The sequence below is a fragment of the Longimicrobium sp. genome (assembly GCF_036388275.1).
GTDB lineage: Bacteria > Gemmatimonadota > Gemmatimonadetes > Longimicrobiales > Longimicrobiaceae > Longimicrobium.
The window spans coordinates 1-25245 of record NZ_DASVSF010000103.1; the positions used below are offsets into that span (position 1 = coordinate 1).

Annotated in this window: 19 protein-coding genes; 12 read left to right on the plus strand and 7 right to left on the minus strand. The window is 70.3% G+C overall.

Annotated features, from left to right (window positions below; genetic code table 11):
* The 5 genes from VF632_RS22865 to VF632_RS22885 all read left to right on the plus strand — a co-directional run.
* On the plus strand, nucleotides 1-1151 hold a 1151-nt coding region (locus VF632_RS22865; RefSeq protein WP_331025252.1), incomplete at its 5' end, for a DNA translocase FtsK.
* 104 nt (nucleotides 1152-1255) lie between these two features.
* Nucleotides 1256-2716, plus strand: coding sequence for a hypothetical protein (locus VF632_RS22870; protein ID WP_331025253.1), 1461 nt, complete (start codon nucleotides 1256-1258; stop codon nucleotides 2714-2716).
* Nucleotides 2717-2773: 57 nt separating this feature from the next.
* On the plus strand, nucleotides 2774-4105 hold the full coding sequence (locus VF632_RS22875) for an HD-GYP domain-containing protein (protein WP_331025254.1): 1332 nt from the start codon (nucleotides 2774-2776) through the stop codon (nucleotides 4103-4105).
* Nucleotides 4106-4119: 14 nt separating this feature from the next.
* Nucleotides 4120-4548, plus strand: coding sequence for a VOC family protein (locus tag VF632_RS22880; protein WP_331025255.1), 429 nt, complete (start codon nucleotides 4120-4122; stop codon nucleotides 4546-4548).
* A complete protein-coding gene (locus VF632_RS22885; RefSeq protein ID WP_331025256.1) occupies nucleotides 4545-5555 on the plus strand; it encodes a hypothetical protein in 1011 nt (336 codons plus the stop codon). Before VF632_RS22880 ends, VF632_RS22885 begins: the two co-directional genes overlap by 4 nt.
* A gap of 11 nt (nucleotides 5556-5566) precedes the next feature.
* On the opposite strand, the gene VF632_RS22890 is transcribed toward VF632_RS22885, so the two are convergent.
* The 6 genes from VF632_RS22890 to VF632_RS22915 form a co-directional block, all read right to left on the minus strand.
* Entirely contained in the window at nucleotides 5567-6379 is an 813-nt protein-coding gene (locus VF632_RS22890; protein ID WP_331025257.1) for a helix-turn-helix domain-containing protein, read from the minus strand.
* Complete coding sequence (locus VF632_RS22895) at nucleotides 6372-6659, minus strand: hypothetical protein (RefSeq protein WP_331025258.1); 288 nt, start codon at nucleotides 6657-6659, stop codon at nucleotides 6372-6374. Before VF632_RS22895 ends, VF632_RS22890 begins: the two co-directional genes overlap by 8 nt.
* 114 nt (nucleotides 6660-6773) lie before the next feature.
* A complete protein-coding gene (locus VF632_RS22900) occupies nucleotides 6774-8315 on the minus strand; it encodes a YifB family Mg chelatase-like AAA ATPase (RefSeq protein WP_331025259.1) in 1542 nt (513 codons plus the stop codon).
* A 432-nt stretch (nucleotides 8316-8747) separates the two neighbouring features.
* The gene (locus VF632_RS22905) at nucleotides 8748-9353 is read right to left on the minus strand and encodes a hypothetical protein (RefSeq protein WP_331025260.1); all 606 of its coding nucleotides are present in this window, start codon (nucleotides 9351-9353) and stop codon (nucleotides 8748-8750) included.
* Nucleotides 9350-11134: an Ig-like domain-containing protein gene (locus VF632_RS22910; RefSeq protein WP_331025261.1), complete on the minus strand. Its 1785-nt coding sequence runs from the start codon at nucleotides 11132-11134 to the stop codon at nucleotides 9350-9352. The genes VF632_RS22905 and VF632_RS22910 overlap by 4 nt, the downstream gene beginning before the upstream one ends.
* A gap of 184 nt (nucleotides 11135-11318) precedes the next feature.
* The gene (locus VF632_RS22915; protein WP_331025262.1) at nucleotides 11319-15416 is read right to left on the minus strand and encodes an ATP-binding protein; all 4098 of its coding nucleotides are present in this window, start codon (nucleotides 15414-15416) and stop codon (nucleotides 11319-11321) included.
* On the opposite strand from VF632_RS22915, the gene VF632_RS22920 reads away from it, so the two are divergent.
* Together VF632_RS22920 and VF632_RS22925 are read left to right on the plus strand one after the other, a co-directional pair.
* Nucleotides 15409-16152, plus strand: coding sequence for a creatininase family protein (locus VF632_RS22920; RefSeq protein WP_331025263.1), 744 nt, complete (start codon nucleotides 15409-15411; stop codon nucleotides 16150-16152). The two genes, VF632_RS22915 and VF632_RS22920, sit on opposite strands and share 8 nt — an antisense overlap.
* A gap of 92 nt (nucleotides 16153-16244) precedes the next feature.
* Entirely contained in the window at nucleotides 16245-16928 is a 684-nt protein-coding gene (locus VF632_RS22925) for a hypothetical protein (protein ID WP_331025264.1), read from the plus strand.
* A 75-nt stretch (nucleotides 16929-17003) separates the two neighbouring features.
* Here VF632_RS22925 and VF632_RS22930 read toward each other — a convergent pair whose 3' ends face one another.
* Nucleotides 17004-18104: a Fic family protein gene (locus tag VF632_RS22930; RefSeq protein WP_331025265.1), complete on the minus strand. Its 1101-nt coding sequence runs from the start codon at nucleotides 18102-18104 to the stop codon at nucleotides 17004-17006.
* A gap of 703 nt (nucleotides 18105-18807) precedes the next feature.
* On the opposite strand from VF632_RS22930, the gene VF632_RS22935 reads away from it, so the two are divergent.
* Genes VF632_RS22935 through VF632_RS22955 form a run of 5 tightly spaced genes read left to right on the plus strand, consistent with a single transcriptional unit; the run spans nucleotide 18808 to nucleotide 24885 of the window.
* The gene (locus tag VF632_RS22935; RefSeq protein WP_331025266.1) at nucleotides 18808-20298 is read left to right on the plus strand and encodes a TolC family protein; all 1491 of its coding nucleotides are present in this window, start codon (nucleotides 18808-18810) and stop codon (nucleotides 20296-20298) included.
* A 33-nt stretch (nucleotides 20299-20331) separates the two neighbouring features.
* Nucleotides 20332-21633, plus strand: a complete 1302-nt coding sequence (locus tag VF632_RS22940; RefSeq protein ID WP_331025267.1) for an efflux RND transporter periplasmic adaptor subunit — start codon at nucleotides 20332-20334, stop codon at nucleotides 21631-21633.
* On the plus strand, nucleotides 21630-22382 hold the full coding sequence (locus VF632_RS22945) for an ABC transporter ATP-binding protein (RefSeq protein WP_331025268.1): 753 nt from the start codon (nucleotides 21630-21632) through the stop codon (nucleotides 22380-22382). Before VF632_RS22940 ends, VF632_RS22945 begins: the two co-directional genes overlap by 4 nt.
* 3 nt (nucleotides 22383-22385) lie before the next feature.
* Nucleotides 22386-23633: an ABC transporter permease gene (locus VF632_RS22950; protein ID WP_331025269.1), complete on the plus strand. Its 1248-nt coding sequence runs from the start codon at nucleotides 22386-22388 to the stop codon at nucleotides 23631-23633.
* 10 nt (nucleotides 23634-23643) lie between these two features.
* Entirely contained in the window at nucleotides 23644-24885 is a 1242-nt protein-coding gene (locus VF632_RS22955) for an ABC transporter permease (protein ID WP_331025270.1), read from the plus strand.
* The last annotated feature ends 360 nt before the right edge of the window (nucleotides 24886-25245 follow it).

Genomic DNA, 25245 nt, shown 5'->3' on the forward strand with positions numbered 1-25245 from the left:
TGGGCAAGGACATCAGCGGCAAGCCCCTGGTGGCCGACCTCGCCCGCATGCCGCACCTGCTGATCGCCGGCGCCACGGGCTCGGGGAAGTCGGTGTGCGTCAACACCATCATCACCTCGCTGATCTACCGCCACCCGCCGCAGGCGCTCCGCTTCCTGATGGTGGACCCGAAGATGGTGGAGCTCAGCATGTACAACGACCTCCCCCACCTGCGGCACCCGGTGGTGACCGACAACAGCGAGGCCGCCGCGGTGCTCAAGTGGGCGGTGATCGAGATGGAGCGCCGCTACCAGCTCCTGTCGGTGAACGGGGTGCGCAACCTGACCGACTTCAACACCAAGGTGGACGGCGGGCAGCTCCTGCGCTCGCCCGACCCCGAGGGCGAGGAGGGCGACCCCGACCGCTGGCTGTACCGCGGCGGGCGGCTCCCCTACATCGTGGTGATCATCGACGAGCTGGCCGATCTGATGATGACCGTGCAGGGCGAGGTGGAGAAGCCGCTGGCGCTGCTGGCGCAGAAGGCGCGCGCGATTGGCATCCACCTGATCCTGGCCACGCAGCGCCCGTCGGTGAACGTGATCACGGGGCTGATCAAGGCGAACTTTCCCAGCCGCATCGCCTTCCGCGTGTCGAGCAAGGTCGATAGCCGCACCATCCTGGACCAGAACGGCGCCGACGCGCTGCTCGGCAACGGCGACATGCTGCTGATGCCGCCGGCCAGCAACGAGCCCGTCCGCATCCAGGGCGCGTACCTGTCGACGGACGAGACCGAGGCGCTGATGGCCTGGTACCGCGAGCAGGCCCAGCTTCGCCGGCAGGAGGCGCTGGAGCGCGGGATGGACCCGTCGCACGTGGTGGAGGCCAACATCCTGGACGAGGTGCGCGCGCAGGAAGACACGGGCGAGCTGGAGGCAGACGAGGAGCCGGGCGAGCGCGACAAGCTGTTCCGCACCGCAGCGGAGCTGTGCATCCAGCACCAGGGCGGCAGCACGTCGCTCCTGCAGCGGCGGATGCGGATCGGCTACGGCCGCGCCGCGCGCATCATGGACCAGCTGGAAAAAGCCGGCATCCTGGGCCCGCCCGACGGCTCCAAGCCCCGCGACGTGCTGGTGGACTTCGCGCAGCTGGAATCCATTTGCGGCGCCGAGTGATCGGCGCTGCCTTCCGCGGCCAGGCTGTCCGCTCACCTGTGGCCGACGCAGCGTCGATCGTTGGCCGCGCGTTGCGTCTCCTTTTCCCTTCGGATTGACTCCCGATGCGTGTACGTTCTACTCTTTTGATTCTCCTTTTCACCGCCGCGTGCGGCGACGGCGACGGCGACGGCACCGGCCCGGAGGTGGCCCCCGCCATCGCCGTCGTGGCCCCGGTCCCGGACTCCGCGATTGCTGGCGCCCCTCTCGGCAGCGTAGCGGTCGTCGTTACCCGCAACGGGAGCAATGCGGTGCGGGGTGCCTGGGTCAAGTTCGCCGTTGTGCAAGGGGGAGGGCAGCTTTCATCCGACAGCGTACAGACGAACGACGCAGGCGTAGCGGAGGTACTCTGGACGCTCGGGGCGCAACCCGGTACACAGGTCGTTCGCGCGGCCATCACTGGGGGCGAGGTGACGTTTACGACCCGGGGAGCCCCCGTTCGCGCGCAGGTGTCCACCGGCCTTCGGCACACGTGCGCTCTGAACCGGAGAGGTACCCCGTACTGCTGGGGCTCCGACGAGAACGGCCAGCTCGGGAATGATAGCGCGCTCGCAGGCCGGCATGTGCCCACGCGCGTCGGTGGAGAGGCGCGCGCGTTCTGGTCCATCTCGGCTGGCTCGGCCCACACCTGTGGGGTGGCCGTCGACCATCGAGTCTTCTGCTGGGGTAACGGCTTCGACGGCCAGCTTGGAAACGGTATGGAACTATCACCCACGCCCAAGCCCGTAGCCGGGAGTACCCGGTTCACGAAGGTGGTGGCCGGCGCGCTTCACACCTGCGCACTGACGGCCTCGGGCGAAGCATGGTGCTGGGGACGCAACACGTACGGCGAGATCGGCGGGGTCGGGGGCAGCGGCGTGCCCCGGCAGATGCAGGGCCCGGCACCCTTTTCTCAACTCGCCGGTGGGGGCATGCATACCTGCGGACGAACGATGTCGGGTGCGATTTACTGCTGGGGCTACAACGGTTTGGGCCAGCTGGGCGACGGCACCCAAGCCGACCGGGGTTCCCCGGTGTCCGTAACAGGGCCAGCCATGTCCACGATCTCGGCGGGGAGCGCCGTGAGCTGTGCAACGGCGACGGGCGGGGTAAGCTATTGCTGGGGTGAAGACAATTTCGAACAGCTGGGCAACGGGAACGGCGAGAACCCGTGCATGATCAAGGAGTTCCGGCATCGCTGCTCCACAACCCCGGTTGCCGTGCAGCCGGCGATCAGCTTTGGGGTCCTCGCGCCGGGCTTCGTTCACGTATGTGCGCTGACCCCAGTGGGAGCAGCCTGGTGCTGGGGCGACAACACGCTGGGGCAGTTGGGGACGGGGAGCGCCAGCAGCGCGACCGCAATGGCCGTAGCCCACCCACAGCCGTTCGAGGACATCGACACGGGCCAGTTCCACACCTGCGCCATAACCAGCACCTACGCCGTCCAGTGCTGGGGCGAGAACTCGTCCGGGCAACTGGGAGATGGAACCGCGTCCCGGCGCCATACTCCTACGTCCATTGCCGGCGGCACTCTCCCGCAGGGCTGAAGTAGACGTGGATCTCAGTTCCAGGGCTCACGTCGAGTGGCTGATCAGGAGGCTGCCGTGGACACCCGCGAACCCGCGGTAAGCCTCTCGGAGGTGCTTTCGGCGCTGTCGCACGCGCTGGACCTGACGGAGGGGCAGCCGCAGGGCCACACCCTGCGCACCTGCGCCATCGGCATGCGGCTGGGCGAAGAGGCGGGGCTGGATGCCGAGGCCCGCTCGGCTTTGTACTATGCCCTGCTGCTGAAGGATGCCGGCTGCTCCAGCAACGCCCAGCGCTTCGCCTCGCTGTTCGGCACGGCCGACCAGCGCGGCAAGTACCAGATGAAGCTCACCGACTGGCACCACCGCGGCCGGCTGGCGCTGCGGACGGCGGCCACGGCGGGCGCTGGGCGGCCGCTCTGGGCGCGGGTGAAGCACTTTGCCCGAATCGCCCAGGAAGACGACCTCACGCGCGACCTCATCCAGATCCGCTGCGACCGCGGGGCCAACATCGCGCTGCAGCTCGGTTTTCCGTCGCAAACGGCCGAGGCCATCCGCTCGCTCGACGAGCACTGGTGCGGCAAGGGCTACCCGGAGGGCAAACGCGAGCACGAGATCCCGCTCCTGGCGCGCATCGCCAACCTGGCGCAGTGCGTGGAGATCTTCCATGCCCGCGACGGCCGGCGCGGCGCGCTTCGTGTCGCCCGCCAGCGGCGCGGCACGTGGTTCGATCCCGACCTCGTCGACGTGCTGCTGGGCTGGGGCCGCGACGAGGCGTGGTGGAACGAGCTTCGCCAGCCGCACATCCTGGAGCGCGTGGTGGCCGAGGAGCCGCGCGACCGCAGGCGGGGTGCCGACGAGGAGATGCTGAACACGGTCGCCGGCGCCTTCGCCGACATCGTCGACGCCAAATCGCCCTACACGTTCCGCCACTCCACGAACGTCGCCATGTACGCGGTGCGGATGGCGGAGGAGATGGGGCTGGACGACGCGGACGTGCGCCGACTGCACCTGGGCGGACTGCTTCACGACATCGGCAAGCTGGGCGTCAGCAGCCGCATCCTGGAAAAGCCCGGGCGGCTCGACGACGACGAGCGCAAGGAAATCGAGCGCCACCCGCTACACACGTGGGCCATCCTGTCGCGCGTGGGCGCCTTCCAGGGATTCGCCCGGATGTCGGCGCTTCACCATGAAAAGCTGGACGGCAGCGGCTATCCCTGGGGCGTGGGCGCGGACGAACTCGAGCCGGCGGCGCGCATCCTGGCCGTGGCCGACATCTACGAAGCGCTCACCGCCGACCGCCCGTACCGCGCCGGGATGACGCCGGACGCCGCGCTCGCCATCCTGCGAAAGGATGCCGGCCCGCGCCTGTGGCCCGACGCGGTGGATGCCCTGTCGCGCCTGGCCTGAACCCGGAGAAGGCGATGCGGGCTGAAGAAATTCTGGAGGCGAGTGTCTACGCGTCGGACCTGGACGCGGCGGAGCGCTTCTACACGAGCGTGCTGGGGTTGGAGGTAATGCAGCGGGTGGAGGGGCGCCACGTGTTCTTTCGCTGCGGCGCACGGGTGCTGCTGGTCTTCAACCCCGAGCGCACGCGCGAAGGCGGGGTGATTCCCGGCCACGGTGGCGAGGGCCCGGGACACGTATGCTTCGCCATTCGCGAGCAGGAGATCGATGCATGGCGCGAGCGCCTGCAGGCCGCCGGCGTGCCCATCGAGACGGAGCACCGGTGGCCAAGCGGCGGCTTCTCGTTGTACTTCCGCGATCCGGTCGGCAACAGCCTGGAACTGGGCACCCCCCGCATCTGGACGATCGACGAACGGGACGTGTTCGGGGCGGCGAAGGTGGGATGACCCATTCCCACGGCACCCCCGCATCCCCGCACTCCCGCACCCGAAAGCTCGGCGTGCTCGGCACGTTCGTGTGGGACACCATCTGGACCCTGGCCGACGTGCAGGCCGGGCGGGCGTTCGAAACGTGGGGCGGCGTGGCGTACTCGCTCGCCGCGGTCGCTGCGGCACGACCGCCCGGGTGGGAGATCGTGCCGCTGGCCCGCGTGGGCGCCGACCTGTCTGACGAGGCGCACGCGTTCATGGCCGCGCTCCCCGGCCTGTCCGCCGGCCCGGGCATCCTCACCGTCCCCGAGCCCAACAACCGGGTGGAACTGCGCTACACCGACGCCGCCCGCCGGGGCGAACGGCTGATGGGCGGCGTCGGCGCGTGGACGTGGGACGAACTGGAGCCGCGCATCGCCGGGCTCGACGCTCTGTACGTCAACTTTCTCTCCGGCTTCGAGATGGAGCTGGAGACCGCGGAGCGGCTGCGGGCGTCCTTCCAGGGGCCGCTGTACTGCGACCTCCACTCGCTCTTCCTGGGCTGCCCCGGCAAGGGCGAGCGGCAGCCGCGGAAGCTGCCGGAGTGGGAGCGCTGGGCCGCCTGCTTCGACACCATCCAGCTCAACGCCGACGAGCTTGGAGAAATCGGCGATCCTGGCGAGCCGGTTGAGTCGCGGATCGGCCGCATCCTGGGCGCCGGACCGGGGCTGGTGCTCGTTACCCTCGGCAACCAGGGCGCCTCAACGGCCTCGCGGCCGAATTTTCCCGCGGACCCGCTAGCCTGGCCCGCGCACCGGGGCTCTTCCTCCCTGGCTGATCCCGCCTCGATCGAGAACCACCCCGTCAGTCCCGCGGAGGGAGACCCCACGGGCTGTGGCGACGTGTGGGGCATCACCTGCTTCGCCTCCCTCCTCGCCGGCTGCACGGTCCCCGCGGCCGTGTCCCGCGCCCAGGCGGCCGCACTTCGCAAGCTCTCGCATCGCGGCGCCATCGGACTCTACGAACATCTGGCCACACTGGCCTGAAGCCCGCCCAATCAGTACGTGCGCAGCTGTTCGACGGTGACTCCAAAGGTCTGGGCGATCCGGTCGAGCGTCGCCCGATGCGGCGCCTTGACCTCGCCCCGCTCGATCCTGCCGATCTCCTTGACAGAAATCCCCGGAATGTCCGACTGCTTGAGGCCGCGCAGATTGCGCAGCCGGCGCACAGACCCTCCGACGCTGTCGTCCCGGCCGACTTCCGCGTTCTTCACGCGGCGCCGGTACGCGGGATCGAACTCGTAGAGGATGGCGTCTACCGCCGCCTCGTACTCGCCGAACCGCACGCCGATCCCGTGATCCACGGGCTCGAAATCCGAGAAGTCCGGCCGCGTGCTCGCGTGCGGGGAACCGAACCACGCGAACGGCACCATGACCGTGTCCAGGTTGCCGCGGTACAGCATGACCAGTTCGCTCGCGCCGTCCACGGCAGCCCCGATTACGCGGTCCGCTCGATCTTCACTGGTCAGTGCCTCCAGCAGGTCGTTCGTCGAAAGCATCTGAATCCCGTCTCCCGGCGCCAGCACGCGCGCAAACAGGTCCTGGTAGATGGTGCGCTGCCCCGCGCTCAGTGGGTGCAGTACGAGCACCTTGTGTAGCCTGGCTCGGGGCCTCCTCGCCCTGTGCTGCAAGGCGGCGCCCACGAACTGGGTGAGGTCGGCGGGGGTGTGCGCGATGCACAACAGATCCGCCGATGACGGGCCGCCCCACTGCTGGAGCTCGCTTCCAGTGCCCGCCCGCCGCGCCGGGAGGTCCGCGAGTGCCGCGGTGTTGCCCCATCCCGTTCCCAGCAGTACGAATTCCTCATTCATCGAGCACCTCCTTCGAAACCACGGGGTTGTGGGGATGCAGCATGTTCCACGCGTTCGACAGCAGCAGGATGTTCTCGCATGCGAACTCTACAAGGGCCCTGGGCACCTCGCGCGAATCCGGCTCCCGGTCCAGGAAGCGCTGGGACCGAAGTCCCCATCGCCAGTACGCGGTTCCGCGGATGATCGTGATGTGCGGCTCCTCGTTCCGCTCGCGATCGAAGATCTTGATCTTCCAACCTCGGCTTCTCCACGGCTCTGCGAGGTAGGCTGTGTACGCCACGGTTCCCTCCCCCGCGACCTGCATCGCGGCGGGTTGAGGTGAGTATATGTCCTATCGGGTGGCTTGTCAACCGATAGGACATATTGGCGACGTGTCCCGTCGCCGGACTGGTACTCAGGCGGGGGATGCGGCCCTGTCCAGCGAGCGGTACTGGATGGCTTCACCGACATGGGCAGTAGTGATCTCCCCGCCCCCGTCCAGGTCCGCGATGGTTCGAGCGATCTTCAGGACGCGGTGGTAGGCGCGCGCGGACAGGCCCAGGCGCGAGATGGCGGTGCGCAGCAGCGCGTCGCTTCCCTCGCCGATGGTGCAGAACTGCCGCAGCTCGCGCGCGCCCATGTGCGCGTTGGCGTGCATGTCGGGCCGGCTGCCGAACCGGCTTCGCTGGATCTCGCGCGCCTGCGTGACCCTCGCGCGGATCGCTTCCGACGTCTCCCCCATCCGTTGGTCGGCCAGTTCGCGGTACCGAACCGCGGGCACTTCCACGTGCAGGTCGATGCGGTCCAGCAGCGGCCCCGAAACGCGGCCCATGTACTTCTGCACGGCCAGGGGGCTGCACGTGCAGCGGCGCTGGCTGTCGCCGTGAAAGCCGCACGGGCACGGGTTCATCGAAGCGACCATCATGAAACGCGAGGGATAGGTCAGTGAGATGGCGGCGCGGGAGATGGTGATGCGCGCGTCCTCCAGTGGCTGCCGGAGCTGCTCCAGGACGTTGCGGCGGAACTCGGGGAGTTCGTCCAGGAAGAGCACGCCGTTGTGGGCGAGGGATGCCTCGCCGGGCCGGGGATTGCTGCCCCCGCCGATGAGCCCGGCGTCGGAGATGGTCGTGTGCGGGTTGCGGAACGGACGGACGTTCAGCAGCGCCTTGCCCCCGGTCAGCAGCCCGGCGACGGAGTGGATCTTCGTGGTTTCCAGTGCCTCCTCGAAGGTGAGGGGCGGCAGGATGCTGGGGATGCGCTGGGCCAGCATGGTCTTCCCCGAACCCGGCGGGCCAAGCATGAGGATGTTGTGCGAGCCGGCGGCGGCCACCTCCAGGGCGCGCTTGACGTGGTCCTGCCCCTTCACGTCCGCGAAGTCGGCGTCGTAGGTGGAGGCGGTGCGGAACAGCTCGTCGCGGTCCACGCAGGCGAGCGGCAGGTCTCCCGAGCCCTCCATGAAGTGGATGACCTCGGTGAGCGTGGTGGCGCCGCGCACCTCCACCCCGTCCACGACAGCCGCCTCGGGCACGTTCTCGTGGGGAAGAACGACCCCCGTGAGCCCCGCCGCCCGGGCGGTGATGGCGATGGACAGCGCGCCGCGAATGGGGCGCAGCGCGCCGTCGAGTGCCAGTTCCCCCAGCAGGAGGTACCGCTCCAGCCGGTCGAGCGAGTCCAGCTGCCCCGTCCCGGCCAGGATCCCGAGCGCGATCGGCAGATCGAACCCGCTGCCCGATTTGGCGATGTCGGCAGGCGCCAGATTGATCGTCACCCGCTTCGGCGGGATCAGGTAGCCGCTGTTCTGGATGGCCGCGATCACCCGCTCGCGGCCCTCTTTTACCGCGCCTTGCGGTAGCCCGACGGTGAAGAAGGCGGGAAGCCCGCTGGCTACGTCGGCTTCGACGGTGACGAGGTAGGCGTCGATTCCGAGCACGGCGCCGGACAGGACTCGGGCGAGCAAAGCGGGCCTCCACGGGGGCGGTTCGGCGGGCAAGGCGGACCCCCGAAAATTACCCGCGCGCTGTTTCTTCCGTCAACTTTCACAATCCGCCACCAAGCACTTCGGTCCCGCGCTGGCCCGAAGCGGCTGGACACAGATACCGCCGCGGGGCGGAAGTGGAAGGCCGATCCGCATCGGCGGACGGTGCGTCTCGCGGCGCGCGGGGCTTCGGCCGGAACGCGATCTGCGCCTCATTCGTGGCCGCAACGGCCCGCCCATTCGGAATGCATGCACCGATACCGGTCCGGATCAGTCCGCCCTCCTGTGCCCTCCCCCGTGTCCCCCGTGCCCTCCGTGTGAGACCGTCCTGGCCGGACGTGAAAAAAGAGGCACGGAGAACGTGACCGTTCTCCGTGCCTCTCTTTCGTCGACCGTCAGCGCTCGGGGGGCGACTCAGCGTCGTGCCGTCCGCTCCGCGCAGAAATAGCCCTCGGCCTGCTGGTCACCGCCACCGCTTCGCCAGCGGCCCGTGAAGCGCTCGGGCGAGAGCGACGTCACGAAGAGCGCCATGTGCGAGCCGTCGAACCGAACCTGGTCGCCGTGATTGGCGTCGGCACCCAGGCGCAGGGTGATCTCGTTCCGTGCGGGCGGCCCCGACCGCTGCCACTCGATGACGAGCACCCCCGGCGCGGCGAGATCGTCGCGGGTCGCGTCGCCGTGAGCCGCGGCGCCCACGTCGGCCAGGCGAACGTCGGTGGCGCCGAACAGCGGGTGGGAGACGCCCGCCGTCGCCGGCACGGGTGCCGGCCTGTTTCCGAAGGAGTGCAGCCGCAGCATTCCCGCCGCCGAACTCCCTGCCCGCTGACCGCTCACCGCCGCAAGGGTCAGCCGGAACTCCCCCTCCAGCGGCTCGGCCTGCGCACCGGCGGCCAGCTCGCCTTCCACGGGGCCGCACGGCACGGCGGCGGGCGCGGGCCCACGGCCGGCGCAGGTGGCCCCGGAGAGCGCCAGGGCCGTCCCCAGGACCAGCGCCGGAGCCAGGCGATGCCTGAGCGTCACCGGATCCTCGTACGCGTACCGGTGCGCGAAAGCGTGTACAGCGGGCCGGTGTAGAGGTCGTTGTGAAGCCGCAGCCCGGGTTGCGGCGCACCCCCGTCGGCCCTCACCGAGAGCGTCAGGAAGAACGGGTCGGCCGCCGCGGGATCGACGGCGTAGCCAAGGTCCGCCAGCGAGCGCGCCGTCAGCACGCTCAGCGGGTTGGCGACGTTGTTGTTCAGGAAGCCGGTCATCAGCTCGTTCTGCAGCACCGACTCGCGCCAGTGTCCGTTCATCGTTCCCGCTCCGCCGGTGTTCTCCACCGGCACCTTCTGCCCGCCAGTGTAGGTGCTGCCACCGATGGCGTTGAAGCCCGCGATCGCCCCGGCGCCGGTGAAGTAGGTGTCCAGCGGGGCGCCGGCCGTGCTGGGGTCCTTCAGGAGGCCAAGCTGCGACCACAGGGTTCCGATCCCCAGCACGTGCCCCATCTCGTGCAGGATCACCGCGCTCAGCCGCCCGCTGGTTTCCAGCGTGTTCAGGTCGGCCACGTCGAACTGCATCCTCCCGATCACCGGCAGGCTGCCGGGGTTGCGGATGAAGCACGGGCCCGCCTGGCCCAGCACCTGGCCGGGGCCGTCGATGTCGGTGACTGCCGCGAAGATCAGCAGGTCGTCGTACGTCTGGTTGGCGCTGGGCGTTCCGTCGCCGCAGGCGTTCTCCGGGATCGCCCCGGCGGCATCGGGCAGATCACCCTTGATGATCGTGCTCCACCGGGCCCCCGACGCCTGGAACACCTGCCGCTGCGACGCTGTCATGGGAGTGGTGATGCAGACGGTGATCTCGAAGCCCGCGCCCGCCCCCGAGCACCCCGCACCACGGAAGACCACCGGCGGCGCCGCCATCCCGGGGACCGTGGCCGAGAGGGTGTTGAGGTCCGCCGCCGGGCCCAGGGTCCACCGGGTGACGGTGGCAACGCCGGACGCATTGGTGATGACTGAGCCTCCCGTCACCTGTCCGCCGCCCGCCGTGACGCTGAAGTTCACGGTGACGCCGGGCATCGCGCTGCCGGACTGGTTCTCGACGCGCACGGACGGCGCGACGGGCACGGCCGCGCCTCCCATGGCGGCCTGGAACCCGCCTGCGGCGATCAATATCCTGCCCGCCAGCGTCGTCACCGCGGTGGCGTTGAAGACCACCTGCGAGGCGGGGGTGCCGGCCAGGGTGGCGGTGAGCGTGTTGGCCCCCGCGGCGCCCAGCGTCCACGTGGTGGATGCCGTCCCGTCGCTGCCGGTGACCACCGTGGCCGACGAAACGGAGCCGCCGCCGGTGGATATGGTAAAGGTTACCGCCTGCCCCGCGACCGCCGCGCCCAGCCGGTCGCGCGCCTGTACCTGCACCTGCCCGCCGAGCGGCGCGCCGATCCCGCCGGACTGGCCGTCGCCGCCCACCTTCTGCAGGCTGGTGGCAACCTGTGCCACCTGCACCTGCCCCGTGCCGGTGGCCTCGCCGGCACGGGCGGTCAGCGTGGCCGCGCCGTTGCCGATGGCCAGCACCACGGCGCTGTCGCCGCCGGAGGCCACGATGCTCGCGGCGGTGGAGCTGGACGTCCAGGTGAGGGCCACGCCCGTCATCGCCTTGCCCTTCTGGTCGGCGACGGACGCGCGGACCACCTGCGTGGCGCCGAGCGCGTCGAGCGACACCGAGCCGGGGGCGATCGTTACGGTGGTAGCCACCGAGGGCGCGGTGGAATCGGAGCAGCCCGCGAGGAGCAGGGCGGCGGCGGAAACGGCGAGGATGCGTCGCATACGGATTTCTACCACGGGAGGGAGCGCAGCAGGGAAGCGGGAGCCGCCCGGGCGATGCCGCGGGATCCCATACTCTCTAATCTCAACGTATTCCACGATTTGCACAAGCCCACGCCCGGTGCCGTGGGCCGAAGCGGTCCTGCCGCGCCGGCGCCCGATCGCTGGACCGGCGCGGCCGCGACGTCTACGGCGCCTCCGCCCCGGCCTCGGCCACGCGCAGCCGCAGGTGCACCGTGGTGCCCTCGCCGGGGGTGGAATCGACGGTCACCTCGCCGCCCCACGACTCCACCAGGCGCTTGACGATGGCCAGGCCCAGCCCCGTGCCGCTGGTGCGGGTGGAGAACTGCGGCTCGAAGACGCGCGGCAGCGACTCGGGCGGAATCCCCTCGCCCGTGTCGGCCACGTCCACCCGCAGCCACTCGCCGCCTCCGGAAAGCGCCGCCGAGATCCTCACCTCGCCGTCGCCGTCCAGCGCGCCGCGCGCGTTCTCCAGCAGGTTCACCAGCACCTCCTTCAGCTCGCCCGGGCGGGCACTCACGCGGGGCGCATCCACCGGCACCTCCAGCTCGTAGCGGATGCCGTCGCGCCCACCGTGGTACAGGGCCAGCGTTTCTTCCGCCACGCGGCGCACGTCTACCCGCTCCACCGGCGCGGCGGCCTCGGCCGGCGTGCCGAAGCGGGCGAAGGCGCGGCTGATCTCGCCCAGGTGGTCGATCTCGCGGAGCACCGCCTCGACGTTGCGGTCCAGGATGGTGCCGAAGTCGTCGCGCCCGTCGGCCCATGCGCGGCGCACGTGCTGCACGGCCAGCTTGATGGGCGTCAGCGGGTTCTTGATCTCGTGCGCCACCTGCCTCGCCATCTCGCCCCACGCCAGCACCCGCGCCGAGCGGATCTCGTTCGTCACGTCCTCCAGCACCAGCACGGCGCCGCGCCGCGCCTTGTCCACGCTAAGCCCCCGCATGCGCAGGCGGATTACGCGGCCGTCCACCTCGCGCTCGTCCACCCGCTCGCGCGCGCCCGAGGCCAGGAAGTCGCGCACCGTGGCCGCGACCGCGCCGGGAAGGGGCCGGTCCTCGGGGATGCGCGCGCCCACGGGCACCTCGCCGCCCAGGATCTGCTCCGCGCGCGGGTTGATCAGCGCCACGCGCCCGGCCCCGTCCAGCGCCACCACACCGGTGCCCGCCTCGGCCACGATGGCCTCGGTGCGCCGCGTTTCCTGCACCAGCGCCGCCTGCGTCTGCCGAAGCCCCCGCACCATGCGGTTGAAGGCGCTGTACACGCGCCCGAATTCGTCGCGGCGGCCGGAGGGAAGGCGCACGGAAAGGTTGCCGGCACCCACGCTTTCCGCGGCCCCGCTCAGCGCCTCGATGGGCCGCGAGAACGCCCGGGCGACGAAGAGCGAAAGGACGATGGAAAGCACCGCGCCGGCCAGGCCGGCCAGCGCCACCAGGTCCGCCAGCTCTCGCCGGCGCCGGGCGATTTCGCCCGTGGCCAGCGGCGTGGGCGACGCCAGCACCTGCCCGTCCGGGAGCCGGCGGTAGGCCACCAGGTACTCGTGCCCGGCCAGCTGGCGGTTCTCCACTCGCTCCGTGGCCTCGCTCTGCGCGAAGTCCAGGTACACGGAGGCGGGAAGCCAGGCGTGGTACAGCCCCAGGTCGATCACCTCCGGCGCGGCCGCCTGGCGCAGCACGCCGCGCTCGTACAGCAGCAGGTCGGCATCCACGTGGCGGGCCAGCGCCGACAGGCTCTGCCCGCGCGCCTCGGAAGCCGCCTGCGTCAACGCGCGGTCGGCGACGGCGGCGGCGGTGCGCTCCACCTCGCGCGAAAGGGCGCGGTACGCCGTGGCGCCGAACGCGGCCATCGGCAGCAGGAAGAAGATGAACAGCGCGCCTGTCAGCCGGCCGCGGAAGGTGAAGATCCATCCCCAGCGCGCCGGCTCCACCCCCAGGGGTTCGCCGCACAGGGTGCGGCCCAGCGCCCACAGCCCTGCCAGTGCCCCCAGCACCAGCGCCAGCGAAACCACGCCGCGGGCGAAGAGGATGAGCCGCGTGGGGGTGGGCACCAGCAGGTGGGCGTGCATCCGTGCGCCGGGGAAGGCGACCGTCGCCTCGCTGCGCCAGCCGTTCTCGGCCCGCACCCAGCGGACGGCGCCCCCCGCCTCCGCCGCGCCGGGGGGCGCGGGAACCAGCGACAGCGTGGCCGCGGCGTCCGTCGCGTCGCTGTCTTCGGGGTCCAGGAAGCGGGCGAGCGAGTGCGAGCGGCCCAGGTAGGCGCGCGGGGGAACGGCGACGGTCACGCTCTGCCCCCCGGCCAGGGGAACGAGGAGGAGGTAGTGGAGGCCGGGGACGCTGGTCAGCCGCTCCAGCTTGGGCTCCTCCTCCCGGCGCGCCAATTCCAGCAGCGCGGCGACGCGCTCGGGCGGCAGGGCGGCGTCGGCCAGGCGCAGCTCGCTCCCGGCGCGGCCGCCGTTCCAGTGCGTGATGCGCGCTTCGTATCCCTCGCGCGCCAGCCCCGCCTCCACCCAGGCCTGGTACAGCAGGCTGACTCCCTGCCGCCCCTCGGCGTCCAGCCGCAGCACCTCTTCGGCGAACTGGCGCAGCAGGTAGTCCAGGAACGGGTCTGCCTGGGTGCCCAGCTTCACCAGCTCGCGCTCGGAGTCGCGCAGCCGCTCGTCCAGGTGCATCGTCCACAGGGTGGGCAGCGCCAGGGTGGCCGCCATCCAGGCCACGCACGCCCACGGCAGCAGCGCGCCGCGCCGGCTTTCGCTGCGCGGCACCCCCGCGGCGGCCAGGGCGAAGGGAAAGGCCCAGGCGGCGGCGGCCCACACCGGCACATACCGCCCCGGCCCCCACCACGCGGCCAGCAGAAGACCCAGCGCGGTCGAAACGGCCAGCGCCGCCACCACCAGGTGCGTCCTCACCGGCCCGTCGCTCCGGCGGCCGAAGAGCAGGTACAGCGGCAGCGCCATCCCCAGCGCGAAGCCCACGATCAGCGGCGCGCCGCCGCCCTCGCGCTCGGCCAGCACCGAGGCCGCCACGGAGTGCCGCACCATCCAGAACGCCGTCACCAGGACGACCGCGGCCAGGACCACGCGCAGGGCCAGCGGCAGGCGGCCCAGCAGGCGACCCGCCTTCTGCCGCGCGAGCATCCAGATGGAGGCGCCGCCCAGTACGACGAGCAGCTGCCCCAGCGTTACGTCCACCGGCAGGGGAAGCACGAAGCGCACGGGCGAGAACAGCCCCGCCGCAGCCGAGGCGTCCGCCAGGGGAAGGAGCAGGAGCCCGGCGGTGAAGACGGCGACGGGAAGGGCGGGGTCGCGCGACGGGCCGCGGTACCAGGCGATCGCCATCAGCAGGGCAGCGATGGCCAGGGCCTTGGTCACGTCTTCGCGCCCGCGCTGAATGACGCGGTCGCGCCACCCCTGCTGGGTGAGCGTTTCGAAGACGCCGCTGAGGATGGTAACGGAGTCGGTGGCCCAGTCCCAGATGCGGTCGCCCTGTGCCAGCTCGGGGGTGGTGAAGAGCGGGACGATGCCGTTTCGCTCGGCGAAACGCTCCGCGTACGGCTGCACCCCCTCGCCCAGCTTCACGTGGGCCTGCAGCAGCTTGGCGGCCACGGCCACGTTCCCCGTCTGCAGGCGCTCGGAAAAGTAGACGTAGCCGAAGAGGGGGCCGGCGGAAAACGACGATTCCACCATGCCGCGCTTCACCGAGTCGGGCACCGCGCCCCGGTGCTCGCCCGCCCACACCAGGGGCGAGCCGTCGGGGCGGTAGATGCCCAGCGCCGTCATCCCCGTCTCGTGGCGGATGCGGCTCATCTCCGCGAAAAGGCCGGCACTGGGCCGCGTGGCCCCGCCCGCCAGGTCGGCGGCGCCCAGCACGGCGCGGCCGCCGCGGTCGAAGAGCTGGTCCAGGCCCTCGTTCACCCGCTCGCCGGCGGTCCTGTCCACGGCGGCGCGCACTCGCGACCAGTCGTGGGCCACGCTCCACAGCTGCCGCTGGGTGTGCGCGGCCAGGCCCAGGGTAACCGCCAGCGCGCCGAGCGTGGCCGCCCGCCATGGCCAGGGGACGGTGCGCGCGAGCACCGCCCAGGCGACGGCGCAGGCGGCGGCCGCGGGAAGCCAGCCGGGCGTGAGCTGGCCCATCCACACCGCCAGCAGCAGGAGCGACGCCCATCCCGCGGCCCACCCGGCGCGCGCCGCAACGTCGCGGGCGGGCGGGGCGGGGGCCGCTTCTTGCGTGCTCGCGGCGTCATCCGCAACCGCCATCGTCTCGATGCTCAAACCCCAGCGCTCCTACGCACTTTCGGACCTGCCGTGGACCGACGTCGCCCTGCACCTGCGGCGCGACCGCCGGCTGATCATTCCCGTGGGGGCCTGCGACCAGTCGGGGCCCCACCTGCCCGTGGGCGCGGGCACCTGCGTAGCCGAGGCGCTGTCGCGCGACCTGTCGCAGGAATTCGGCGTGCTGCGCGCGCCCGCGTTTCCGTACGGGGTAAACCTGCCCGGCGAGGCCACCTACGCCGGCACCGCCGCGCTCCATCCCAAGACGCTTCACCGCGCCTTCATGGAGCTGCTGGCCTCGTGGGCGCTGCAGGGCTTCGACGAGTTCATCGCCATCACCGCCAACGTGCACGCCCCCCACGCCGAGGCCATCGCCACCATCCGGGCCGCGGGCGCCCGCGTGCGTGTCGTGGAGGCGCTTTCGGTGGATCTGCGCGAGCTGCTCCACGCGGGCGGCGAGCCGGAGCACGCGGGCGAGGTGCTCACCTCGCTGCTCCTTCACCTGCGCCCCGACGCGGTGCGGATGTACGCGGCGCGCGACTACCGGATGGACCCCGAAAAGGCGCGAAAGTTCGTCGGGGGACGGTTGAAGCGCATCCCCTCGAAGTGCGAGGGCGCGGTGGGCAGGCCCACGCTGGGCACCGCGGAAAAGGGCGCCCGGATCTACGAACATATCCTGCAGAAGATCCGCCTCAAAGTATTCATCGCCCCCCCGGCCGACGAGCCCGAGCTGTAGGGCGGAGAAACCCCTGCGTCGCCGCGGGGTATGCTCTTGCGGACCGGCGCCTGCCGCTGCAACCGGACGCGCCGCCGATCACGTGAGGAGAAATGAAGATTTCCATCAAGCTGGCCCTGCTCGCGGGGCTGGCGACGGCTGCCCCGGCGGCCGCGCAGATCGACCAGGGAACGTTTCGCGTCTACGCGCAGGACCAGGACGTGGGCACGGAAGAGTTCACCATCCGGCAGACCGGCAGCGGCACCGGGCAGGAGGTGTTCGCCACCGGCCGGGTGCGCGTGCGCCTGCCCGAAGGCAGCCTGGAGCTGGATCCCCGGCTTCGCACCCGCGGCATCGAGGGTGATCCCGTGGAGTACCAGGTGGACGTGGGCGGCACCTCGCCGCGCAAGATCGTCGGCACGGTGGGCGGCGGGCGCTTCAGCGCCAAGATCGTCACCGCGTCGGGCGAGCAGCTGCGCGAGTACGTGGCTAGCCGCGGCGCCGTGGTGCTGGACGAGGGCGTGGCGCACCACTACCACTTCCTGGCCCAGCGCACCCACAACGGCCGCCTCCCCGTCATCGTTCCGCGCGAGAACCGGCAGGTGATGGCCACCATCAGCAGCCGCGGCGAAGAACGCGTGCAGGTGGGCGGCACCTCCATCACCCTGTTCCACCTGGTCGTTCAGCCGCAGGGCGGCGACGAGCACCACGTGTGGGTGGATGCGCTGAACCGCGTGCTCCGGGTGGAGGTGCCCGCCCGCGGCTACCGCGCCGAGCGCACCGAAATCCCGCGCTGATGCGCCAAGGCTGTACGAAGAAGCACCGGGTCCATCGCCCGGTGCTTCTTTTTTTCAGCCCCGGAACGCGTCATCTCATGCACGTACGCGGTATCGGTCGTACCACGCGCGGAAGTCGCTCTGCCGCAGGGAATAGCGGCTCGCACTCCCCTCGTTGAGTGCGTTGAGCAACGCAATCGCGCGTTCGCTGAACCCCTCCAGGTCGTCCGCGGGAATGTCTTGCGCCTCCGCCTGTGCGCGGACCAGGTTTTCACGCGGCGGCTGCATCGTCAGGACGATTTCACGGACGACGGCGGCCAGTTCGTTCCGGTACTTCAGCCGCATGGGATCCGGCTGCACCAGCGAATCACGTACGACCTTGTACTGGGCGCAGGACCGGGCGTACGCCCAGACGAAGACGTCGCGGAGCAGTTCCACCCGGGTCAGCTCGTACACGCCCAGGGTGCCCTCGACGTACGCGCGTTCCGGTACGTCCACGAACGACAGGGGGCACAGGTTCGCCCGGATCAGGGGGATGTTCGCGGCCAGCCGCGAGGTCCGCTTGTTGACGTCGGAGAACGGCTGCAGGTACGGGATGTGGACCATTCCGAAGAACGCCTGCTCGAAGGGATCGGGAATGGCCGCCGCTTTCTGGAGCAGCAGGTCGAAGGTGTCCTCGATCACCTGGGGAATGGCGATGGGCACGTAGCGCGTTCCCGTGATCTGCACCGGACGCTGCCGCAGGCTTCCTTCGTCGCTGGGATCGCCGAGCAGGTTTTCGGAGAGTGCACTGTGCAGGGTGGTGAGCGTCCGGCGGTCGAACCCGATGCTCTCCGCGCTCTCTACGATGAACTCGATCGCGTTCTTGTGATTGAGGATCATCTGCGCGTTCTCGGCATCCTTGCCTTCCGCACGCTGCCCGAACTGAAGCAGGTTCTGCGTATCCAGCCGGGTGTAGGTATTTCCTTCCAGCCGGCTCGATGCCCAGGCAAGGTCGATGAGAAGGCGGTCGAAGACGTCGCGCGCGAACGTTCCCGCAGGGCGTTGCGGATCGGGAGTGACGCCCATCTCGTGCAGCTGCCGGCGGGTATCTTCCTGCAGGTACCAGGTCGTGCCGGGCTCGTACGCCTCTAGGAACCCGCGATCGTATCCCACGGGCTCGCGATACATCATCGGCCGGAGGACCAGCGTGCGCACCTCTTCTCCCGCGGGAGAGACAGGAACATAATCCTCCTCCGCGGGAGCCGACGTTTCCACTGCGGCCGGGGCGGTCGTTACGCGATCGCCGCCGGGCGCCGGCTCTCCGGGCTCTTTTGGCAGGTACACGCGGCCCACGCTCTCGCCGCGAGTGAGTATCCGCTCCTCTCGCACCAGGACGTCGAGACGCCGGTTCAACGTTCTTTTCGAGAGTCGCGCGGGGTAGCGCCGCCCATATTCTTCAGAGACGTCCCTGATCCGAATCCCCTCGGGGTAATCCGCGATCAGTGCGACGATCCTGTCGAGTTCCTGCTGGATGACCGAGGGGTTGGTTTTTGCCAAAGTGGGAACTCGTCGGCTGGTCGTGGCACGCTGAGGGAGGTTCGTCCGTTAGCGCGCCATCAAACATAGGAAAGCGTGCCATTAAAGTACAGAAGCGTGCCATTAAGCCTTAAAGCGTGCCATTAAAGGGCGAGCGTGCCATCAAACGCCTTGGCGTGCCAATCAAAGCCGGGAGAGCGTGCCGCCACCGATCCTCTCCGTCCCGCGCCACTCCACGTCCTTGGGATTTCAGCGGCACGTGATTAGATTTGGCGCATCCCTCCCGAACTTGTCTGAAACTCCACCAGCACCGTTCCCGTAGGGCACCACGAGGCGGTACCAGGCCGCCCCTCTGCAGGACCCCGACAACAGAAATCGACCCATGTCGACCATCATCATTCGCCGAGCCGCCGGCCTTTCGGCGCTCGCCGCGCTCCTGTTCGCCCTGCCCGCGACCGCGCAGCAGCCCGGGCTCACCATCGAGCAGGCCGTGGCATCGGCCCGCGAGAACAACCCCGACATGCTGGCGCAGCGCAACGACGTGGGCGCCACCCGCGCCGGCATGCGCGCCGCCCGCGCCGACTTCCTGCCGTCCGCCAACGCCAGCGCCGGCTTCGGCTACACGGCGCCGGGTGAGCAGCGCTTCGGCGCGCAGACGTTCGGCGCGAAGCCCGAGTACTACTCGTCCAACTGGAACCTGGGCCTGCAGTACGACATCAGCCGGGCCAAGCTGCTTCAACCCAGCATCGCCCGGGCGCAGCACGCGGCCACGGAAAGCCGCATCGCCGGCTATGAGTGGAGCCTGGTAATGCAGGTGCGCCAGCAGTACCTGACGGCGCTGCAGGCCGGCGACCAGGTGCAGCAGGCCGTCCGCGAGGTCGAGCGCACCCGCGAGCACGAGCGGCTCGCCGGCGCCCGGCTGGAGGTGGGCTCGGGAACGCCGCTGGAGGTGCGCCGCGCGCAGGTGCAGCGCGGCCAAGCCGAGGTGGCGCTGGTGCAGCGGCAGAACACGCACGCCACCGAGATTCTTCGCCTGGGGCAGCTGATGGGCGTGAGCCTGGCGCCCGATACGCCGCTCACCAGCCGGTTCGAGCTCTTCGCGCTCACGTGGAACGCCGACGATCTGGTGCGCGAGGCCCAGGAGGCCAACCCCGTCATCCAGGCCGCGCGCGCCAGCAGCGGCGCCGCGCGCACCCAGGTAACGGCGGCCCGCTCGCAGTACCTGCCCAGCGTGAGCATGCAGGTGGGGCTGGTGGGCTCGGTGTACAGCGCCGGCAACATCGATCCGCTGGTGCAGCAGCAGCTGCGCGGGTTGGCGGGCGCGTACTCGTCGTGCCAGGAAATCAACGTCATCCGCACCGCCGCCGGGGTGGCGGCGGCCGACTGCTCGCCGCTGAACGCCGCCAACCCCGCCGTCCAGGCCGCCGTGCGCGACGAGATCGCCGCCGGGAACCCCACCTTTCCCTTCGGCTACACGCGCCAGCCCCTGCAGGCCTCGCTGAGCATTTCGCTGCCCATCTTCGACGGCCTGGCCCGCGAGCGCAGGATCGTGGAAGCGCGCGTGCAGGCCAGCGACGCCGAACTGGCCGTGCGCGCGCAGCAGCAGCGGCTGGAGCTGGACGTACGAACGGGCGTGCTCAACGCGCAGACCGCCTTCCGCACCGCCGAGCTTCAGCGCCAGGTGGCCGAGAACGCCGCCGAGGAGCTGCGCCTGGCCCGCGAGCGCTTTCGCCTGGGCGCCGCCAACTCGCTGGAGGTGACCGACGCGCAGACGCGGCTTTCCGAGGCCGAGCGCGCCGTGATCGACGCGGTGTACATGTACCACAAGTCGCTGGCCGCGCTCGAGGCGCTGGTCGGCCGCCCCCTTCGCTGATTTCCGGCCCCCCCGGACCAAGGACATAGAACCATGTCGAAGAAGAAGAAGGTCGCGATCGTCGCGGGAGTGCTGGCCATCGTGTCCGCCGGCGCCGCCATGGCGATGAGCGGCGGCGACGCGGGCGTGGAGGTGCGTGGCGAGCAGGTTGCCCGCCGCGGGCTGGTGTCGGTGGTGCAGGCCAGCGGAAAGATCGAGCCCAAGCGCAAGGTCGACATCTCGGCCGACATCTCCGGCCGGGTGGTGCAGGTGGCGGTGGAGGAGGGGCAGTGGGTGAACGCGGGCGACCTGCTGCTGCGCATCGAGCCCACGCAGTACGTGGCCGCCGTGCGCCGCGCCGAGGCCGCCGTGTCGCAGAGCCAGGCCCGCGCCGCCCAGCAGCGCGCGCAGCTCACCAAGGCGCAGAGCGACCTGAACCGCGCCGAGCAGCTGTCGCGCACCAACGAGCTGGTCTCGGCGGCGGACGTGGAGCAGGCCCGCACCCAGGTGCAGGTGGCCGAGCAGGAGTTCCAGGCCATGCGCTTCGCCATCAACCAGGCGCAGGCCGCCGTCAGCGAGGCGCGCGACCAGCTGAGCAAGACCACGATCGTGGCCCCCATGAGCGGGCGCGTCACCCGGCTGAACATCGAGCAGGGCGAAACGGCCGTGGTGGGGACGATGAACAACCCCGGCAGCCTGCTGCTGACCATCGCCGACCTGTCGGTGATGGAGGCCAAGGTGCAGGTGGACGAGACCGACGTTCCCGGGCTGACGCTGGGCGACAGCGCCTCGGTGAAGGTGGACGCCTTCCCGGGCCAGGCCTTCAGCGGGCGGGTGACGGCCATCGGCAACAGCTCCATCCAGCTCCCCTCGGCGGGCGGCAGCACCCAGCAGCAGTCGGTGGACTACGAGGTGATCATCACCCTCGACAACCCGCCGGCGGGGCTGCGTCCCGACCTGTCGGCCACGGCCGAGATCGTCACCGAGACGCGCGAGAACTCGCTCTCGGTGCCCATTATCGCCCTTACCGTCCGCGACGCGCAGGGGAAAAAGTTCAAGGCGGCCGACGAGGAGGAGGACGGCCCCGAGGCGGTGCGCGGCGAGCGCAAGGAGGAGGAAGAGGTCGAGGGCGTCTTCGTCATCCGCGGCGACAGCGCCGTGTGGGTGCCGGTGAAGATCGGCATCGCGGGCGACCGCTACTTCGAGGTGGTCAGCGGCCTGCGCGGCGGCGAGATGGTGGTGGCAGGAAGCTACCAGGCCATACGCGAGCTCGAGGCCGGCAACAAGGTGCGCCTGCCGGAGCCGGAGGAGGACGAAAAGGGCAAGGCCAAGGGGGCGGAACGGAGGAAGGGATGAGCACGGCGCCCATCATCATCCAGGCGCGGGACCTTCAGAAGCACTACGACCTGGGCGCGGAGACGGTGCGCGCCCTGCGCGGGGTAGACCTGGAGATCCATCGCAACGAGTACGTGGCCATCATGGGCCCGTCGGGCTCGGGCAAGTCCACCTTCATGAACCTGATCGGCTGCCTGGACACGCCCACCGGCGGCGAGTACGTGCTGAACGGCCAGAAGGTGGCGGGGATGAAGGAAGACGACCTGGCGCGGGTCCGCAACCGCGAGATCGGGTTCGTCTTCCAGACCTTCAACCTGCTGCCGCGCAGCACCGCGCTCGAAAACGTGGAGCTGCCGCTGGTCTACGGCGGGTTCGCCAAGAAGGAGCGGCGCGCGCGCGCGGTGCAGGCCCTGGAGCACGTGGGGCTGGGCGACCGCATGGACCACCGGCCCAGCCAGCTGTCCGGCGGGCAGCGCCAGCGCGTGGCGATCGCGCGGGCGCTGGTGACGCGCCCCAGCATCATCCTGGCCGACGAGCCCACGGGCAACCTGGACTCGGTGACGTCGGAGGAGATCATGGCGCTCTTCGCCGACCTCCACGCGCAGGGGCAGACCATCATCATGGTCACCCACGAGCCCGACATCGCGGCGCACGCCGAGCGCGTGGTGACGCTCAAGGACGGCGTGATCGCCAGCGACCGGCGCCAGACGCCCGTCGTTCCCGAGCCTCATCGCCAGCGCGTACAAGAGCCCGTCGGCGCGGGAGCCTGAGCCATGGGCATCCGCGAAGCGGTGAGGATCGCCCTGGCGATGATCCGCGCCAACAAGATGCGCGCCTTCTTCACCGTGCTGGGCACGGTGGTGGGCGTCACCTTCCTGATCGCCGTCATCACCCTGCTCAAGGGGATGGATGCGTACATGCAGGAAGAGTTCGCCGGCCGCATCGTGGGGCACAACACGGTGCTGCTGCGGCGAGTGCCCGAGTTGGGCGAGGGGCCCAACACCGAGGACCAGTGGCGCGAGTGGATGCGGCGCCCGCTCTTCAGCCAGAACGAGGCCGAGTGGCTGGCGGCCAACGTCACCACCCCGGGACTGCTGTCGTACAGCTACGACGAGTCGGCGCGCGTGGGCAACGGGCGGGGCAAGGAGCTCTCGGCCGTCAACATCATCGGCGCCAACGAGAACTTCTTTCGCGTCCGCGAGATGGACATCCAGGCGGGGCGGCCCTTCTCTCGCCAGGAGGCGCAGCGCGGGGTGCCCGTCATCATCCTGGGCGTGGAGGTGGCCGACGCGCTGTTTTCCGGACTGAACCCCGTCGGCCAGACGGTGAGGGTCGCGGGGTTTCCGTACCGCGTGATCGGGCTGCTGGAAAAGCAGGGCTCCATCTTTGGGTTCACGATGGACCGCATGGCCATCGTCCCTGCGAAGAGCCCGGTGAACGGCGGCGTCTGGGAGCAGGCGGGGAAGGTGGAGGACATCTCGTTCCAGGTGCCCCGCGGAGAGCTGATTCCGCGGGCGGAGTCGGAGATCACCGGCCTGGCGCGCACGCTTCGCCGGCTGCGCCCGCGCGAAGAGAACAACTTCTCGGTCGAGACGGCGAAGGGGTCGCTGGGGTTCTGGGAAAAGATCAACGGGTTCCTGATGATGGCGCTGCCCATGCTCGTGGGCGTGTCGCTGATCGTGGGCGCCGTGGTCATCATGAACCTGATGCTGGTATCGGTCAGCGAGCGCACGCGCGAGATCGGCATCCGCAAGTCGCTGGGCGCGCGCCGCGTCGACATCCTCACGCAGTTCATGATCGAGGCGGGAACCCTTTCCGGCTTCGGGGGGCTGCTGGGGATCGCGCTGGGGATCGGCCTGGCGCAGCTGGTGTCGGCCGTGTCGCCGCTGCCCGCGCGGGTGTCGGGTGGGGCGATCGGGCTGGCGATGTTCCTGGGGATCGGCGTGGGCCTCGTCGCCGGGGTGTACCCCGCGTGGCGCGCCTCGCGGCTGGACCCCATCGTGGCCCTGCGGTCGGAATAGGAGCGCGCTCATGATGAACGTGACATCCGTGCGCGACGGGGTGCTGATCGCCCTGGAGTCGCTGCGCAGCAACAAGGTGCGCGCCTCGCTGACCATCCTGGGCATCGTCATCGGCGTGGCGACGGTGATGACGATGGCAGCCGCCATCACGGGCCTTCGCGGGTCGGTGATGTCCGCGATGGAGTCGCTGGGCCCCAACAACTTCATCGTCAACCGCTTCGACCAGACGAAGCTGTTGTTAGTCGACACCGACCAGGGCGCACCGTGGGACGGCAAGCCCGCCATCACCTTCGCCGAGGCCGACATGCTGGAGGCGCTGTCCTCCATTCGGTCCGTGGTCACGGTGGCGGATGCGGGGGGAAGCGCCAAGTACCGCAACAACACGGTCGCCAGCGTGAACATCGCGGGCCGCAGCGTCTCCTGGCCCGAGTACAGCAAGGGCGACTTCGTCGAAGGCCGCAACTTCGTGGCGTCCGATGAGCGGAGCGGTGCGCCGGTGGTGGTGCTTTCGGAGGGGCTGGCCAAAGCCCTGTTCGACGGCGCCCCGGCCGTGGGCAAGCGCGTCCGGCTGCGGGGCGAGCAGTTCCTGGTGGTGGGCGTGTACAAGGAGACGGAGAACATCTTTTCCGCGGCGGCCGGCAACTTCGCGTTCGTCCCCACGCGCACGGCGCTCACCAAGCTGGACGCCGACCGCGACTGGATGAGCCTGCTGGTGGTGCCCGCGACGGGCTACACGCAGGCGGAAGCCATGGACGACGTGACGGCGGCGCTCCGCGTTTCGCGCGGGCTGCGGCCCGGGGCGGAAGACAACTTCGCCCTGATCCGCCAGCAGGCGTTCACCGAGATGTTCGACCGCATGACGGGCGTGTTCTTCCTGGTGATGCTGGTGCTGGCGGGGATCGGCCTGATCGTGGGCGGTGTGGGGGTGGTGGGGATCATGATGATCTCGGTGACCGAGCGGACGCGCGAGATCGGCGTGCGCAAGGCGCTGGGCGCCACTCCGCGCGAGATCCTGTGGCAGTTCCTGGTCGAGGCGATGACGGTGACGCTGGTGGGCGGCATCATCGGCCTGGCGATCGCTATGTGCATGGCGTGGCTGATCGGCGCCATCAGCCCGATCCCGGCGACCATCCCGCTGTGGGCGATCGTGGCGTCGCTGCTGGTGGCGGCGGTGGGCGGCATGGGCTTCGGCCTGTACCCCGCGTTCAAGGCCGCGCGCCTGGACCCGGTGGATGCGCTGCGGTACGAGTAGGGCAGGGAAGCCGATGGATGGAGAGCCCCCCGGCACCTCGCGTTTGCGCGGGGTGCCGGGGGTTCGCCATTTTGGGGCGTCGGCACCGGCGGGAGCGCCGGCGTGCGACGGGAGTGGTGTGTCATCCAGAGGCGCAAGCGCGCGGCACCGGCCCGCACGCCAGGACACAGCGCGCCGAGGATCCAGCCGCGGATACGTACAAGCCGGGGCGCGGCAGCGGTCACCCGTGCGTGAGCCGCGGCTGCCGTGAGGCCCTCACCCGGCCGCGCTGACACGCGTGCCACCCTCTCCCGCAAGCGGGAGAGGGTGTACACTTCAGGATTGAGTGGGTCTACTCGGGTTCGGTGCGCGGGCGGGCGC

Coding starts and splice junctions, on each gene's coding strand:
- VF632_RS22870 (WP_331025253.1), top strand. CDS start 1,256: ATGCGTGTACGTTCTACTCTTTTGATTCTCCTTTTCACCGCCGCGTGC.
- VF632_RS22880 (WP_331025255.1), top strand. CDS start 4,120: ATGCGGGCTGAAGAAATTCTGGAGGCGAGTGTCTACGCGTCGGACCTG.
- VF632_RS22885 (WP_331025256.1), top strand. CDS start 4,545: ATGACCCATTCCCACGGCACCCCCGCATCCCCGCACTCCCGCACCCGA.
- VF632_RS22890 (WP_331025257.1), bottom strand. CDS start 6,379: ATGAATGAGGAATTCGTACTGCTGGGAACGGGATGGGGCAACACCGCG.
- VF632_RS22910 (WP_331025261.1), bottom strand. CDS start 11,134: ATGCGACGCATCCTCGCCGTTTCCGCCGCCGCCCTGCTCCTCGCGGGC.
- VF632_RS22920 (WP_331025263.1), top strand. CDS start 15,409: ATGCTCAAACCCCAGCGCTCCTACGCACTTTCGGACCTGCCGTGGACC.
- VF632_RS22925 (WP_331025264.1), top strand. CDS start 16,245: ATGAAGATTTCCATCAAGCTGGCCCTGCTCGCGGGGCTGGCGACGGCT.
- VF632_RS22935 (WP_331025266.1), top strand. CDS start 18,808: ATGTCGACCATCATCATTCGCCGAGCCGCCGGCCTTTCGGCGCTCGCC.
- VF632_RS22940 (WP_331025267.1), top strand. CDS start 20,332: ATGTCGAAGAAGAAGAAGGTCGCGATCGTCGCGGGAGTGCTGGCCATC.
- VF632_RS22945 (WP_331025268.1), top strand. CDS start 21,630: ATGAGCACGGCGCCCATCATCATCCAGGCGCGGGACCTTCAGAAGCAC.
- VF632_RS22950 (WP_331025269.1), top strand. CDS start 22,386: ATGGGCATCCGCGAAGCGGTGAGGATCGCCCTGGCGATGATCCGCGCC.
- VF632_RS22955 (WP_331025270.1), top strand. CDS start 23,644: ATGATGAACGTGACATCCGTGCGCGACGGGGTGCTGATCGCCCTGGAG.